Source organism: Noviherbaspirillum suwonense (assembly GCF_900182955.1).
Classification (GTDB): Bacteria; Pseudomonadota; Gammaproteobacteria; order Burkholderiales; family Burkholderiaceae_D; genus Noviherbaspirillum_A; species Noviherbaspirillum_A suwonense.
Genome location: NZ_FXUL01000002.1, coordinates 371,277 through 385,611 on the forward strand (window position 1 = coordinate 371,277; position 14,335 = coordinate 385,611).

Annotated in this window: 10 protein-coding genes; 8 read left to right on the forward strand and 2 right to left on the reverse strand. The window is 69.8% G+C overall.

Going from position 1 to position 14,335, the window contains the following annotated elements:
• Positions 1–43 precede the first annotated feature (43 nt).
• The 5 genes from QOL82_RS04870 to QOL82_RS04890 all read left to right on the forward strand — a co-directional run bounded on the left by QOL82_RS04870 (position 44) and on the right by QOL82_RS04890 (position 6,450).
• Complete coding sequence (locus QOL82_RS04870) at positions 44–778, forward strand: ABC transporter ATP-binding protein (protein ID WP_283441120.1); 735 nt, start codon at positions 44–46, stop codon at positions 776–778.
• Positions 772–3,174 (forward strand): ABC transporter permease, encoded by a 2,403-nt coding sequence (locus QOL82_RS04875; protein WP_283441121.1) that lies wholly within the window; start codon positions 772–774, stop codon positions 3,172–3,174. The genes QOL82_RS04870 and QOL82_RS04875 overlap by 7 nt, the downstream gene beginning before the upstream one ends.
• A gap of 185 nt (positions 3,175–3,359) precedes the next feature.
• Positions 3,360–4,589 carry an efflux RND transporter periplasmic adaptor subunit gene (locus QOL82_RS04880; RefSeq protein WP_283441122.1) on the forward strand — a complete coding sequence of 410 codons (1,230 nt, stop codon included), beginning with the start codon at positions 3,360–3,362 and terminating at the stop codon, positions 4,587–4,589.
• Between the two features lie 180 nt (positions 4,590–4,769).
• Positions 4,770–5,711: a lysylphosphatidylglycerol synthase domain-containing protein gene (locus QOL82_RS04885; protein ID WP_283441123.1), complete on the forward strand. Its 942-nt coding sequence runs from the start codon at positions 4,770–4,772 to the stop codon at positions 5,709–5,711.
• Positions 5,712–5,781: 70 nt separating this feature from the next.
• Positions 5,782–6,450 (forward strand): response regulator, encoded by a 669-nt coding sequence (locus QOL82_RS04890; RefSeq protein ID WP_283441124.1) that lies wholly within the window; start codon positions 5,782–5,784, stop codon positions 6,448–6,450.
• Positions 6,451–6,693: 243 nt separating this feature from the next.
• Here the strand turns inward: QOL82_RS04890 and QOL82_RS04895 are convergent, their stop codons facing one another.
• Together QOL82_RS04895 and QOL82_RS04900 are read right to left on the reverse strand one after the other, a co-directional pair.
• The gene (locus QOL82_RS04895) at positions 6,694–8,373 is read right to left on the reverse strand and encodes an ankyrin repeat domain-containing protein (protein ID WP_283441125.1); all 1,680 of its coding nucleotides are present in this window, start codon (positions 8,371–8,373) and stop codon (positions 6,694–6,696) included.
• A gap of 101 nt (positions 8,374–8,474) precedes the next feature.
• A complete protein-coding gene (locus QOL82_RS04900; protein ID WP_283441126.1) occupies positions 8,475–11,015 on the reverse strand; it encodes an ankyrin repeat domain-containing protein in 2,541 nt (846 codons plus the stop codon).
• Positions 11,016–11,309: 294 nt separating this feature from the next.
• On the opposite strand from QOL82_RS04900, the gene QOL82_RS04905 reads away from it, so the two are divergent.
• The 3 genes from QOL82_RS04905 (at position 11,310) to QOL82_RS04915 (ending at position 14,290) form a co-directional block, all read left to right on the forward strand.
• Positions 11,310–12,659 carry an ATP-binding protein gene (locus tag QOL82_RS04905; RefSeq protein ID WP_283441127.1) on the forward strand — a complete coding sequence of 450 codons (1,350 nt, stop codon included), beginning with the start codon at positions 11,310–11,312 and terminating at the stop codon, positions 12,657–12,659.
• Between the two features lie 367 nt (positions 12,660–13,026).
• On the forward strand, positions 13,027–13,590 hold the full coding sequence (locus QOL82_RS04910; RefSeq protein WP_283441128.1) for a histidine phosphatase family protein: 564 nt from the start codon (positions 13,027–13,029) through the stop codon (positions 13,588–13,590).
• Between the two features lie 145 nt (positions 13,591–13,735).
• Positions 13,736–14,290, forward strand: coding sequence for a DUF2242 domain-containing protein (locus tag QOL82_RS04915; RefSeq protein ID WP_283441129.1), 555 nt, complete (start codon positions 13,736–13,738; stop codon positions 14,288–14,290).
• Positions 14,291–14,335 lie beyond the last annotated feature (45 nt).

Below are 14,335 nucleotides of genomic sequence, written 5' to 3' on the forward strand. Positions count from 1 at the left end.
CGCTCCCGGCCCGCCCTTCCATCGCCACCAGACAAGCCTGCCCATGTCCGACCAGCCAACCCCGGCCATCGACGCCCGCACCGTCTTTTCCCTGTCGGGCGTGAGCAAGACCTACACGATGGGCGCGCTGAAGGTGGAGGCATTGAAGGCGACGGACCTCGACCTCTACGGCGGCGAGCTGGTGGTGCTGCTGGGCGCGTCCGGCAGCGGCAAGTCGACGCTGCTCAACATCATCGGCGGCCTCGACCTGCCCAGCACCGGACGCCTGCGCTATGGCGACACCGACCTCAGCCGCGCCGACGACGCCACGCTGACCCGCTACCGCCGCAACCATGTCGGCTTCGTGTTCCAGTTCTACAACCTGATCCCCAGCCTGACCGCGCTGGAAAACGTGCAGCTGGTCACCGAGATCAGCAGCCACCCGATGGACGCGGCGGACGCGCTGGCCCTGGTCGGCCTGGACGAGCGGCTGAACCACTTCCCGGCGCAGATGTCGGGCGGCGAACAGCAGCGGGTCGCCATTGCGCGCGCGATCGCCAAGCGGCCGGACATCTTGCTGTGCGACGAGCCGACCGGCGCGCTCGACTACGTGACCGGCAAGATCGTGCTGGAGGTGCTGACCCGCATCAACGACGAACTCGGCACGACCACGGTGGTCATCACGCACAATGCGGCCATCGCCGGGCTGGCGCACCGGGTCGTGCATATCGGCAGCGGCCGCATCAACCGCATCGACGTCAACCAGACCCGGCAGACGCCGCAGCAGATCTCATGGTGACGCCGCCGCATATCCCGCAGTCAATGCGCCTGCATGTCAGCATGCTCGACCGCAAGCTGCTGCGCGACCTGTGGCGCATGCGCGGCCAGGTGCTGGCGGTGGCGATGGTGGCGCTGTACGGCGTGGCGACCTTCGTCACCATGCGCGGCTCGTACGAGGCGCTGCTCACTTCCCAGCATGCATACTACGAACGCTACCGCTTCGCCGACGTGTTCGCCAGCGTCCGGCGCGCGCCGCTCTCGGTCCTTTCCCAGGTACGGACCATTCCGGGCGTCAACGAGGCCGACGGCCGCGTGGTGTTCGACGCGTCGCTCGACGTGCCCGGCCTGGACGAGCCGGCCAGCGGCCGGCTGGTGTCGCTGGCCCCGCCCGGAGAATCCGGCCTCAACCGCGTGTTCCTGCGCGACGGCCGCATGCCGGGCGCGGCCGAACGGAATGCGGTGCTGGTCAGCGTCGCGTTCTCCGAGGCCAATGGGCTGCATCCCGGCGACACGCTGGGCGCGATCATCAACGGCCGCCGCGAGCGGCTGCGCATCGTCGGCATCGCAATGTCGCCCGAGTACCTCAATGAAATCAAGGGCGACAGCTTTCCCGACAACCGCCGCTTCGGCGTGCTGTGGATGGACCGGGACGCGCTGGCCGGCGCGCTGGCCATGCGCGACGGCATCAACGATGTCTCGGTGACGCTGGCGCCGCATGCCAGCGAGAAGCAGGTCATCGAGCGGCTGGACCAGTTGCTCGCGCCCTATGGCGCGCTGGGCGCCTACGGCCGGCAGGACCAGCTTTCCCATAATTTCCTGTCCAACGAACTCGCGCAGAGCCGCGTTTCCGCGACGGTGCTGCCGGCCATTTTCCTGGCCGTCGCCGCCTTTCTCGTGCATAACGTGCTGTCGCGGCTGACCGCGCTGCAGCGCGCGCAGATCGGCCTGCTGAAGAGCCTGGGCTACGGCCGGCTGGCGGTCAGCATGCATTACATGAAGTTCGCGCTGTCGACCGTGATGGCGGGCGGCGTCGCCGGCATCGCGGTCGGCGCATGGCTGGGCCACGGGCTGGCGCAGCTGTACGGCCGCTTCTACCATTTCCCCAGGCTGTCGTTTTCCCTGTCGGCCTTCGCGGTGACGGCCGCGCTGTCGATCGCGGCGCTGTCGGCCGTCGTCGGCGCGCTGCTGGCGACGCGCCGCGTGGTCACCCTGTCGCCGGCCGAATCGATGCGGCCCGAGGCGCCCGCGCATTTCCAGCCGGGGCCGCTCGAACGGCTGGGACTGCAGCGCTGGATGCCGCTGCCGGTGCGCATGGTGCTGCGCAACCTGGAGCGCAAGCCGGTCAAGAGCCTGCTGTCGGTGCTGGGCCTGGCCTCGGCGCTGGCGCTGGTGATCACCGGCCAGTACACCTTCGACGCGCTCAATGAAGTGATCCGCCTGCAGTTCCGCGTCGCCCAGCGCGACGACGTGTCGCTGTCCTTCAACGAGCCGCGCGACTGGTCGGTCGCCAGCAACCTCGCCAGCCTGCCCGGCGTGCTGCGGGTCGAGCCGTTCCGGATGATGGCGGTGAAGATGCGCTACCGCCACCGCAGCAAGAAGACCGCCATCGTCGCGCTGGCGCCGCAGCCGCTGCTGCGGCGGGTGCTGGACGACGCCGAGCGGACCGTGCCGCTGCCGCCGCACGGCATCGTGCTCACGCGCATGCTGGCGCAGACGCTGGGCATCGCGGCCGGCGAGCCGCTGGAAGTGAGCTTCATGGAAGGCCAGCGCAGCACGGTGCAGGTGCCGGTGACGCGCATCATCGACGAGCCGATCGGCATGTTCTCGTACATGGACGCGCGGGCGCTGGCGGCGCTGGCGCAGGAGCCGGTCACCGCATCGGGCGCCTATCTCGCGGTCGACCCGGCGCGCCAGGCCGCGCTGTACCGCATGCTGAAGACCATACCCGCGGTGCGCAGCGTCAGCCTGCGCGAGGCGACGCTGCAGAGCTTCCTGGCGACCATAGCCCAGAACATGCGGATGAACACCAGGGTGCTGGTCAGCTTCGCCTGCATCATCGCGCTGGGCGTGGTGTACAACGCCACGCGCATCGCGCTGTCGGAACAGGCGATCGAGCTGGCCAGCCTGCGCATACTCGGCTTCACCAATGCCGAGGTCGCCGCGATGCTGCTGGGCCAGCAGGCCGCGCTGACGCTGGCGGCGCTGCCGCTCGGCTGCGGGCTGGGCTACCTGCTGGCCGCGCTGCTGTCCGAGCTGCTGAGCCAGGACCTGTTCCGCATCCCGCTGGTGGTCAGCGGCCACACCTACCTGCTGTCGATCGGCGTGGTGCTGGCCGCGGCCGTCGCCGCCGGCTACCTGGTGTGGCGCAAGCTGCGGCGGATGGACCTGATCGAAGTGCTGAAGACCCGGGAGTGAACGCGATGGCATGGGATGAACCACGGAGAAACGGAGCGGAGGCGGCGATGGGTCCGGCTGCCGGCAAGCGCATGGCCGGCGGCCGCCGAACGCCGCCGGCGGGTCGAACGCGTCGTCCGGACGGATCGTCCGAAGCGCCGCGCCGCGCTGTTGACCGGACCGCATGAACGGAGCGACACAGCATCATGGATACACGCACGATGTCCAGGCCGTTGCAGGCCGAGGCGCTGCCCGAGCAGAAGCCCGCCTATAAAAAATACGCGGCCGCCGCGCTTGCCGTGGCCGCGCTGGCGCTGCTGGCCTGGGTGCTGCTGGCGCCGGCGCCGCTGCGTACCGAGCTGTCGCCGGTCACGGTCGGGCCGATGCAGGTGAGCGTCGGCAACCAGGGCCAGGTGCGCATCCACGACAAGTACGTGCTGGCCGCCCCGGTGGCGGGCCGGCTGGCGCGCAGCATGCTCGACGATGGCGACCCGGTCGCCAGGGGCAGCTTGCTGGCCACGCTGCACCCATTGCCGATGGACCCGCGCCAGCGCGGCCAGTCCGAGGCCCGGCTGGAGTCGGCCCGGGCGCTGGCGCGCGAGGCCGGCCTGCGCGCGCGGCGCGCCGACAGCGACCTGCAGCTGGCGGCAAGCGAGCGCGCGCGCATCGAAAAACTGGTCGCCGAGCGTTTCGTGTCACAGCAAGCGATGGACAAGGCCGGCGCGGCGGAAGCCGCCGCGCGCGCCGAGGCGGACGCCGCCCGTGCGCGCGCGCTGGCGGCCCAGGCCGATGTCCGTTCGGCGGAGGCCGCGCTGATCGCCGCGGACAGCGCGGGCGGCGAACAGCGGCCGCTGGACCTCAGGTCGCCGGTCGACGGCTATGTGCTCAGGGTCCATGAAAAGAGCGAGCGCACGGTGCCGGCCGGCACGCCGCTGGTCTCGGTCGGCGACCCGGCCGCCTACGAGATCGTGGTCGACGTGCTGTCGACCGACGCGGTGAAGATACGGCCCGGCCAGACCATGTGGCTGGACGACTGGGGCGGCGGCCAGTCGCTGCGCGCGGTGGTGCGGCTGGTCGAGCCGGTCGCCTTCACCAAGGTGTCGGCGCTGGGCGTCGAGGAACAGCGGGTCAATGTCATCGGCACGCCGGTCGACGGCCTCGGACCGCTCGGCGACGGCTACCGGGTGGAGGCCAGGGTCGTGATCTGGGAAGGGCAATCGGTGAGAACCGTGCCGGGCAGCAGCCTGTTCCGCGTCGGCGAGGCCTGGCACCTGTTCATCGTCGACGGCGGCCGCATCCGGGAGCGCGAGGTGGCGGTCGGCCAGCGCAACCAGGACCGGGCGGAAGTCCTGTCCGGCCTGCCGGACGACGCGGTGGTCGTGCGCTTCCCCGGCAACCAGATGAAGGACGGCATGCGGGTCGAGCCGCTGGAATAGCGGGCGGCCGCCTTGCCACCGCCGTGCACCTGCTTGCCCGCCGCAACTGCATCGCGTCACCGCGTCGGCCGTCACGCCTATCCTCCCGATAGTCGCGGTCGCGCCGACCCTTGAGCGAAGGCGACGACAGCCCGGCGGCGGCGGCGGACAATTGCCGCATTCCTTTCTTCCCGCTGCGCCATGTCCGAACCCACCCCGCCCGCTCCCGAAGCGAGCCGCGCCGCGCGGCTGCGGAAGCTCGCCGGTCCGCTGCTGGGCCTCGTCATCGTCGGCCTTGCGCTGTGGGGCCTGCACGGCATGCTCCAGGGCACCAGCACGGCCGAGATCGTCGCCGCGCTGTCGGCGCTGCCGCCGGCAAAGGCGGCGCTGGCGGTGGGCTGCACCGCGCTGTCGTATGTCGTGCTGACGCTGTACGACAGGCTGAGCCTGCGCTGGCTCGGGCTGCACTGGCCGTGGCGGCGCAGCGCGCCGGGAACGGCGATGGCCTATGCGGTAGGCAACGTCTCGTTCAACGCGCTGCTGATTGCCGGCACGCTGCGCTATTCCGCCTGGAAAGCGGCGGGCGTGCAGCCCGGACAGGCGGCGAAGGTCGCGGTGTTCGCCAGCCTCGGCTTCTGGCTAGGCTATGCGGCGCTCGGCGGGCTGCTGTTCACGGCCGACCCGGTGCGGCCGTCGCTGAGGCTGGTCGGCATCGCGCTGCTGCTGGCGGTGCTCGGCTACCTGCTGCTCGCCTGGCGCGTGCCGGCATTCCGCCTCGGCCGCCGCCAGGTCGCGCTGCCGGCGCCGGGTCTTTGCATCGGCCAGGTGGGGGTTGGCGTGCTGGACCTGGCCGGCATCTCCGGCGTGCTGTGGCTGCTGCTGCCGGCCATTCCCGGCTATGCGTACATCCATTTCCTGCAGGCGTTCATGCTGGCCATGGTGGCCGGGAGCGCAAGCCAGGCGCCGGGCGGCCTGGGCGTGTTCGATTCGGCTTTCCTGCTGCTGCTGCCGGCGGGCTCGCCGCTGCCGCAGGCGCTGGCCGCGCTGCTGGCGTTCCGGGTGATCTATTACGCGCTGCCGCTGCTGCCTGCCGGCGCGGCTTTCCTGGCGCGGCAGGCGCTGCGGCTGGTGCGGCCGCGCTGATGCGGCCGGCGCGGCGGCGCCAGGCAGGCGCAAGGGATAAACTACGCGCCTGCCCTCCTTCCCCGACATCATGCGCATACTCCTAGCCGAAGACGACCAGATGATAGGCGCCGCCGTCCGCGACGCGCTGACGCAGGACGGCTACGTGGTCGACTGGATGCGCGACGGCCAGCGGGCCGATGCGGCGCTGGCCGACGGCCAGTACGACCTGGCGCTGCTCGACCTGGGCCTGCCGGGCAAGGACGGCCTGGCGGTCCTGCGCAGCCTGCGCGGGCGGCGCCAGGCGATGCCGGTCATCGTGATCACCGCACGGGATGCGGTGGAGTCGCGCATTGCCGGCCTGGACGCCGGGGCCGACGACTACATCGTCAAGCCCTTCGACCTCGATGAACTGGCCGCCCGCATCCGCTCGGCCCTGCGCCGCAGCGCCGGCCGCCCCGAGCCCGACCTGGCGCTGGGCGACATCAGCGTGGACCTGGCGCGGCGCGCCGTGCTGCGCGGCGGCCAGCCGCTGACCCTGTCGGCCCGCGAATACGCCATCGTCGAGGCGCTGGCGATGCGCCCCGGCGCCATCCTGTCGCGCGGACAGCTCGAGCAGCGGATGTATGGCTGGGGCGAGGAAGTCGACAGCAATGCGGTCGAGGTGCACATCCACGCGATCAGGAAGAAGCTGGGCGCGGACTTCATCCGCAATGTGCGCGGCGTCGGCTATTACATTCCGCGCCCGGAGCCGGCCTGATACCCATCCCACGTCAGGGCGTAACGGATGAGATCAATTGCCCCGATTCGCCGGCATGGCTCGTAGGCTTATAGGCTCGTAGGGTGCAATTAGCGCAGCGCATTACACCACCGGCCGGTCAACCGCCACCGCCTGTTCGCAACCAATGTTGTAATGCGCTTGCGCTTGTTACACCCTGCGGCGTTTCATGGCGCCTTGTGCGCCGGTCCGCGCCGCGGCTTTACGCAACGGCTTCCTGCTCTCCTACTGGCCGCGTCTTTCCGCGATTTTCCTGGCGATGACCGGCAGCAGCTTCAGCATCATCCGCGGCGGGCAGTAGGAGGCGGCCTCCTTCACGGTACAGCGCCTTTTCGCCGTGGCTCGGTTGACCGGTTCGCCGGCCGCCGAAAACAGCGTTTCCAGGCCTTCCTTCAATATTTTTGCAACCATGCCGCCCATCGTCGCCTGCGATATGGCCACGGCCTGGCCTACCGCCGACGAATCGCCCAGCAGGGCCTCGACCGACGCGACGCTGCCGGCCAGCGTCGCATGGGTCAGCGCGTTCAGTCCGCGGCCGTCCAGGATGAACACCTGCTGCGTGGTCCGGCTGTCGGCAAGCAGCAGGCGGACGATGTCGGCATCCCGGTTCTGCGCGGCCAGCATCAGCGCATTGCAACCGTCGGCGTCGCGGGCATTGGCCTGTTCGGCGCTCATCGCGTCGAGCAGCCGTTTCGCGATGGCCGCATGGCCGCCGAGCGCGGCCAGCATCAGCGCGCTGACGCCGCCGCCGGTCGCGCCGTCCAGCAGCACCCCGGCCATCGGGTCCTCGAGCAGCATCGCGACGATTTCCTCATTGCCATTCCTGGCGGCGACGATCAATGCGTCGTCGCCATCCCCGGTCACCTCGATCACCTGGCCCGCGGACGCCGGATGCGCGAGCAGGAACCTGGCCAGCGACGCATGGTTTGCACCCACCGCCAGCATCAGCGCATTACGGCCGTCATGGTCGATCGCCTGCGCCTGCAACTGCGCCGACGGCTGCGCAAGCAGCAGTTCGGCAACACCGAGCCGGCCCTGGACAGCCGCCAGCATCAGCGCGTCGCGGCCTTCCTCGTTGCGCGCAAGCGCCTGCGCGGCGGCGCTGGAGGTGCCCAGCAGCAGCGCAGCGATTTGCGTATGCCCGTCTATCGCCGCAGCCATCAGCGGGTTCCACCGATCCGGCGGCACCTCGGCGGCCAGCGCCACCGCGGCCGGATGCGCAAGCAGCGCCTGGGCCAGTGCAACATTGCCTTGCATGCATGCCAGCAGCAAGGCGTTGATGCCCAGGACGGACTCGGCGCCGAGCAGCGCCGCCGGGTCCGGCGACATGGCGATCAGCCGCTGGACCACCACCGGCAGATTGCGCTGCACCGCGTTATGCAGCGCCGGTTCGCCGTGGCGGCCATGGCAGGTCAGCAACGGCCGCAGTCCCGGCATGGCCAGCAGCCGCGCTGCCGCCTGGCCGTCGCAGGCCGCCAGGTAGTCGACCAGCAAAGCGGGCGCATCGGCCTGCCCCGACGCCGGCTGCGAAGCGATGGCAAGAAGGCGCTGCGCCATCTGCTGCAGCTCGGCTGCGGGGCGGCCGGCCGGTTTGGACTCCCCGACAGGCGGGGCGACGACGCGCAAGGCATCGGCACAGGGAACAAGGGGGATGCGGTCGTCGCCGTTGTCGCCGCCGCAGCAAAGGCCGGGGCTGCGCAGGCAGATGCCGATGGCGTGGAGGCCGAGCGCGTTGAGGACGCGAAAACGGCGTGTCTCGGTGTCGCGGTCGAGAAGCGGATTGCGCACGCCCGACGCGGGCTGCCGGCTTTTCACGTCGGGCCGCCGCGCAACGTGCGCGGTGCGCGTGGCGCCAGGCCGCTGCATGAAAGGGATGGAAAGCGCTTGGTCGGCAATGGCTTGCATGCGGTGGAACTTCCTTTGGGCTGGATCGGGTAAGGGACGCGAACGCGGTTGATGCGGGGCGGCTGCCGGTTCGACAGTACCGGCCCGGGCGGCGGGCTGCGTCAGCCCCGCTGCAGGTGCTCGGCATACTGGCTCAGCTGGTCCGCCTGGATCCGGAACAGCAGCGGCAGCACGTCGTCGGCCGGCAAGGCGCCGGTCATCCGCCGCAGTTCTGCGAGCAGGTCGGCTTCGCGCAACGCGGCCAGCAGGCTTGCCGCAAGATGCGACTGCCCTAGCCCGCGCATTGCCTCGTCCAGGATCTGCGTCAGCTGCTGAAATGTGGCGCCGGACGGGACCGCGACCGGCGTTGCCAGCAGCGACGCGACAGCAGCCGTCCATCGATCCGCAAGCATGTGCGCGAACGGCGGCACCAGGCCGCTCCGGAACAGCGCCGCGACCAGGCCGGCGACATCCACCCGGTAGCGGCTGTCGGTATGCCCGATGCAGGCCGGCATGATCTGTTCGAGCATTTCCTCGCCAAGTTGCGCGCCGGCCCGCCCGACGAGGTCCTGCAGCGCTTCAAACTGGCGGTGCGCCGCGCGCGCCAGGCGCTCGACGCCCAGGGCGCCGGCGCCCGATGCCGCGAAGATCCGCGCAGCGGCGGCGGCATGATGCTGCGGTTTCAGCCCGCTCAGGGCCGCGACGTAATACATGGCCGCATGGTGCGCGTTCGGCTGTCGACCCTCGCCGGCAAGTAGCGCAAGGCCAGGATCGCAGCCGGTGATGCGGTCTGCAACTGGCAGCGCGACGCCCATCAGCAGGCCTTCCGCGTGCAGGTTCAGCAGCAGGTTCACACGGTTATGGACCATCGATTGCTGATGCCCGGACGCCAACCCGAAGAGTTGACTGAAAGCCTGCAGCGGAGCCTGGCGTGCAGCGACGTTATCCGGCCAGGGATCGGCCGCCGTCCTGCAGCACAGCTGCAGATCGGCGATCGCGATGGCGGACGCATAGGCGTCTCTATCGGAAACCGGGCGGCCGTCTTCGGGCATCGCACCGGCGTGGCCTGCAAGCGCGGCGCCTGCATGGTGCGCCTGTTCGTCCGGGACCAGGCCGGCCAGCGCGTCGCGGCTTCTGTTGTCCGATTCCTGGCATATGAATCTGACCAGCGGGCCGGGGGGCGCCGCCGCGTGGCCGGCTTCCAGCAGGCACTCGACAATGCCTGCGCACCTCGCCTGTACGGCATGCGCCAGTGCGGCATCGCAGCGGGCCGCGGGCTGACCGGAACCGGCGGCCCACTGTTCCAGCAGCAGCCTGACGATGTCGCAATCGCTGCGCTCGATCGCCCACCGCAGCAGGGACTGTTCGTAGCCGCGACCGGCCGGCACCGCGACCTTCGCGCCGGCTGTGAGCAGGCAGACTATGGCAGCGCGCTTCCCGCAGCGCATTGCCAGATGCACGGCGCTGTATCCGTCGCTGCCAGCAAGACTGGCATCCGGGCTTGCGCAGCACAGGTCCAGTTTCAGCCCCGGACAGGACATCAGCAGGCGCATGGCGTCGACCTGTCCCTTTTCGGCCGCAGCCATCAAGGCCGTGCGGCCGCTGCGGGCATCCTGGACGTTGGGGTCGGCGCCGGCCTTGAGCAGATAGCCGAGCAGCGGCAGATGGCCTTCCTCGGCGGCGATATGGAGCGGCGCCGGCGTCAGCGCAAGCGCCGCGCCGCCGTTGAGGCTGGAATGCGCGGCCATCGCGTCGACCACCGCCAGATGGCCGCGCCTGCAAGCATGCTGCAGCGGGCTGATGCCCTGGCTGTCCGCCCTGCACGCATCCGCGCCCGCCCCGAGCAGGTAGGCGACGACCTGCGCATGGCCGTTGCACGCGGCTGCATGCAGCAACGCGTCGCCATGGCCTCTGGCAAGGTCGACACCGCCGCGCAGGTGCATCAGTTGCACGATGGCGAGCCGGCCGCTGCGGCAGGCGGCAAGCATCAGGCTGCCAATCACGCCGCCCGGGACCATGCTTGCATCGAACAGCATCGCCGCGATCTCTGCATGGCCGTTGATGGCGGCGCAGTAAAACGCGTTCGATCCGCCCTGCCTGATGTCGGCGACCCCGATGCCCGGCTCAGCCAGCAGCCGGGCAACCACGGCCTGGTGGCCATGCAGCGCCGCGCAGATCAGCGCGGTGTCGCCGCCCTCGCCATCTTTCAGGTTGACGTCGGCGCCCGCCTTCAGCAATGCGTCGATGACCGCGACGTGGCCGGTTTCGGCGGCGGCCAGCAGCGGCGTGTAGTCACCGTCTTCCACGTCGTCGAACCCATTGACGTCATGCCCCTGGCCGATCAGGGCCTGCACCTGTTCCAGGTTGCCGGTAAACGCCGCATGCACGAGGGGCGAGAGACCGCGCGGGACGCCGCGATAACGCGGCTTGCCGACAGTCGCAAGCGCCGGCGACGGGTTCCGGTCGGCATTGACGTGGAGCGGGACAGGTGCGCGAATCGATGCGGCCGGAGAGCGGCTCGAATGAAGGACCGGCGTCGGCGGCGCCGCATGCAGTGCGGCGGACGGGTTCGCGGGCAGCTGCGCTCCCTGCCCCTGCCCCGGCTCCCACTGCGGCGCCGGAAAGGTCGCCGGCATCGAAGCCGGTACTGGAACGTGGTCCATTGAATCTCCTATCGGTGGAAAAGTGTGCGTCGCAGGTTCGATGCCGGTTGCGGCCGCTACCTTGCACCGCGCGCGGCGGCACTGAGTAGGCGACGAACCTTTCAGGTTCCACCGCGGGCGGCCTGATGGAAGGCAGGCATCGCCGCTGCATGACGCCGGCAGCCCGCTGCGGCTAGAATGCGTTCTTCTCCTCACCCCGTTCACCATGCAGTCACGCTGCGACCACCTGTCCACCCCTGAACGAGCGGCCCGCCGCGCGGCGGCGGCCATCGCCATGCGGCCGGGCTTGTTGCGATGAACTCGCTGCGGACACGGCTCTGCGTTTTCCTGCTGGTTGCCGCGCTGCTTGCCGCCGGCATCACGGGCCTGCTGGCCTATCGCAATACGCTAAAGGAGAACGAGCAGCTGTTCGACTACCAGCTGCGACAGACCGCGCTGTCGCTGCGCGACCAGGGCGTCGCGCCCAACCTCCCGCCGCCCGGCGCGGACGAGGATGCGCCGGCGGTGGTGGTGCAGATCTGGACCATGAACGGCACCACGCTCTACCTGTCGCATCCGGGAACGGCGCTGCCGGACCGCGCGGTGCTCGGTTTCTCGGACGTCGACGACGGCGCTCGCCGGTGGCGCGTCTACAGCATGGTCGCGCGCAACCGCATCATCCAGGTCGCGCAGCCGCTGGAGCTGCGGCGCGACCTGGCGGCCGCGGCCGCGCTGCGCAGCCTGCGCCCGCTGCTGATCTTTGCGCCGCTGATGGCGCTGCTGATCTGGCTGCTGGTCGACCGCGCGCTGCGCCCGGTCCAGCGGCTGGCGCAGGAAGTCCGGCAGCGGGACGCCGGCAGCCTGGCGCCGCTGGCCGAACATGGCCTGCCGAGCGAGGTGCAGCCGGTGGCCCATGCGATCAACGCATTGCTGGCGCGCCTGAAGCTGGCCTTCGACAGCCAGCGCGCCTTCGTCGCCGACGCCGCCCATGAACTGCGCTCGCCGCTGACCGCGCTCAGGCTGCAGCTGCAGCTGCTGACGCGCGCGCCGGACGCGGAAAGCCGTCGCGACGCCGCCGCCCGGCTCGAACAAGGGGTCGAACGCGCAACCCGTCTGATCGAACAGCTGCTGACCGCCGCGCGCACCGGACCCGGCGAAAATGTCCAGCAGATGCAGGCGGTGGACCTGGGCGAACTGGCGCGCCAGGCCGTTGCCGACGTCTGGCCGCAGGCCGAAGCGCGACGCACCGCGATTGCGCTGGATGCACCGGGTGCACCGGGTGCACCTGACAAGGCTATCGTCACCGGCGATGCGGACGCGCTGCGCATCCTCTTGCGCAACCTGCTGGACAACGCGATACGCTACACGCCCGAAGGCGGACGAGTCGACGTCAGCGTCGCCAGGCAGCAGGAAGCACTGCTGCTAGCGGTGGACGACAGCGGGCCCGGCATTCCTCCGGATGAACGGGAACGGGCCTTCCAGCGCTTCTACCGCGGACAGCGCGAAGCCGGCGACGGCATCGGCAGCGGGCTGGGACTGGCGATCGTCGCCGGTATCGCGGCCCGCCACGGCGCCGCGGTCGCGCTGCTGGATTCGGCGCTGGGAGGCTTGCGGGTGGAACTGCGCTTCCCGCTCCAGCCGTCGCGCGAGAGCGCGACACCGTGAAATCATGCGGCGCGCAGGCCGGGCCGCAAGCCATAATATCCGGCTAAGCGCCCGCCGCCGGTCCGCTGGCAGGATTGCCGGAGCCGGCCGCCCTTGGCCTGGAACAACCTGCCGAGCGCCTGGCCGGACCGGATGAACGGGACGCGAGGAGCGCGTCGCAAACGATGACTTGCGCATGCGCATGCACGCGTCGCCGGACTATGGGATACGCTAGCTGGCGGAAGTACCGGGCTTCGCATCCGGACGCTCGAACGTCGATAGCCCAGGGTAACCGCGCGGTCATCCGGACCAACGGGCCTTGCCCGGATTCCCACCCCTGACGGGCGGTGTCCCGCAGCGCCATCGACTGGAAACGAAAAGGACATGCATGAAAAGGTTACGCCAGATATTGACCCTGCTCGCCGTGCTGCTCTGCCAGCCGGCGCTGGCCGACGACGCCGCCCTCTGGGCTGGCCTGCGCAGCGGCGAACTGGTCGCGCTGATGCGGCACGCGGAAGCGCCGGGCGTGGGCGATCCGGCCGGCTTCCGGCTGGGCGACTGCGCAACCCAGCGCAACCTGTCGGCCCAGGGCCGGCGGCAGGCGAGGGACGCCGGCGCGCTGCTGCGCAGCAATGGCGTCGCACGGGCGACGGTCTATTCCAGCCAGTGGTGCCGCTGCCTCGACACCGCGAAGGCGCTGGACGTCGGCGCTGTCGTCGAGCAGGCGGCGCTCAATTCCTTTTTCGAGGAGCCGGTGCGCGACCGGGAACAGACCGAGGCGCTGCGCCAGATGATACGCGCAAGGCCGCCGGGCATGCCGCTGGTCATGGTGACGCACCAGGTCAACATCACCGCGCTGTCGGGCGTGTATCCGCAGTCGGGCGAGATCGTCTTGCTGAAGCCGGATGGCAAGCAACTCGCAGTCGCGGGCAGAATTGCCACAATGAAATAAGGCTGTTGGAGTCGACAGCCAATTGTGGCATGATGCCGGCAGGATATTTTTACCCTTGGCTGCAACGAACGCGCGCCCTGCCTGTCTGACGGAGATATTGCTTATTCACAATATCTGCAACCTGCACGTTTAGGAAACCCGCACCATGTCCCCTACTTTCCGACCGACTGCCTGCCTCTGTGTGCTTGCCGCCCTGTTGCTTGGCGCGTGCTCGACTTCGCGCCAGGGGGTATTCCAGACCGAAGCATTTGGCGAGACCACGACCTATTCCCGCAGCTTTGCCGCCACCGCGATCGAGACCTGCGAGGCGGCGCGCCGCTCGCTGCTGAGCCAGGGCTATGTGATTACCGTGTTCCGGCCGGATGCGATCAACGGCCGCAAGAATTTCCAGCCGAACGGCGACGTCCATGCCGAGATCGAGTTCCACGTGACCTGCGCCTCCGACGGCGCCGACGGCAAGGGCAGCATTGCCTTCGTCAACGCGTTGCAGGACCATTACGCGCTGAAGAAAACCAATAGCGCGGCCAGCCTGGGCCTGCCGGCGCTGGGTTCGGTGTCCCTGCCGTTCTCCGCGAGCGACGATTCGCTGGTCAAGGTGGCCAGCCAGACCATATTGGAGTCCAAGTTCTATGACCGCTTTTTCAGCCTGGTGGAGCGATACCTTCCATCGGCCGCGCCGGCGCAGGCGGAGCAGAAGTGAGCCGCCGCGCCGGCCCGTTCCCGATCAGGCTCAAGTAGGCAGCCG

What these genes read in the sequence shown, in the direction of transcription:
- QOL82_RS04880 (WP_283441122.1), top strand. Translation starts at nt 3,360, where the DNA reads ATGGATACACGCACGATGTCCAGGCCGTTGCAGGCCGAGGCGCTGCCC.
- QOL82_RS04875 (WP_283441121.1), top strand. Translation starts at nt 772, where the DNA reads ATGGTGACGCCGCCGCATATCCCGCAGTCAATGCGCCTGCATGTCAGC.
- QOL82_RS04895 (WP_283441125.1), bottom strand. Translation starts at nt 8,373, where the DNA reads ATGCAAGCCATTGCCGACCAAGCGCTTTCCATCCCTTTCATGCAGCGG.
- QOL82_RS04890 (WP_283441124.1), top strand. Translation starts at nt 5,782, where the DNA reads ATGCGCATACTCCTAGCCGAAGACGACCAGATGATAGGCGCCGCCGTC.
- QOL82_RS04870 (WP_283441120.1), top strand. Translation starts at nt 44, where the DNA reads ATGTCCGACCAGCCAACCCCGGCCATCGACGCCCGCACCGTCTTTTCC.
- QOL82_RS04910 (WP_283441128.1), top strand. Translation starts at nt 13,027, where the DNA reads ATGAAAAGGTTACGCCAGATATTGACCCTGCTCGCCGTGCTGCTCTGC.
- QOL82_RS04915 (WP_283441129.1), top strand. Translation starts at nt 13,736, where the DNA reads ATGTCCCCTACTTTCCGACCGACTGCCTGCCTCTGTGTGCTTGCCGCC.
- QOL82_RS04900 (WP_283441126.1), bottom strand. Translation starts at nt 11,015, where the DNA reads ATGGACCACGTTCCAGTACCGGCTTCGATGCCGGCGACCTTTCCGGCG.
- QOL82_RS04885 (WP_283441123.1), top strand. Translation starts at nt 4,770, where the DNA reads ATGTCCGAACCCACCCCGCCCGCTCCCGAAGCGAGCCGCGCCGCGCGG.
- QOL82_RS04905 (WP_283441127.1), top strand. Translation starts at nt 11,310, where the DNA reads ATGAACTCGCTGCGGACACGGCTCTGCGTTTTCCTGCTGGTTGCCGCG.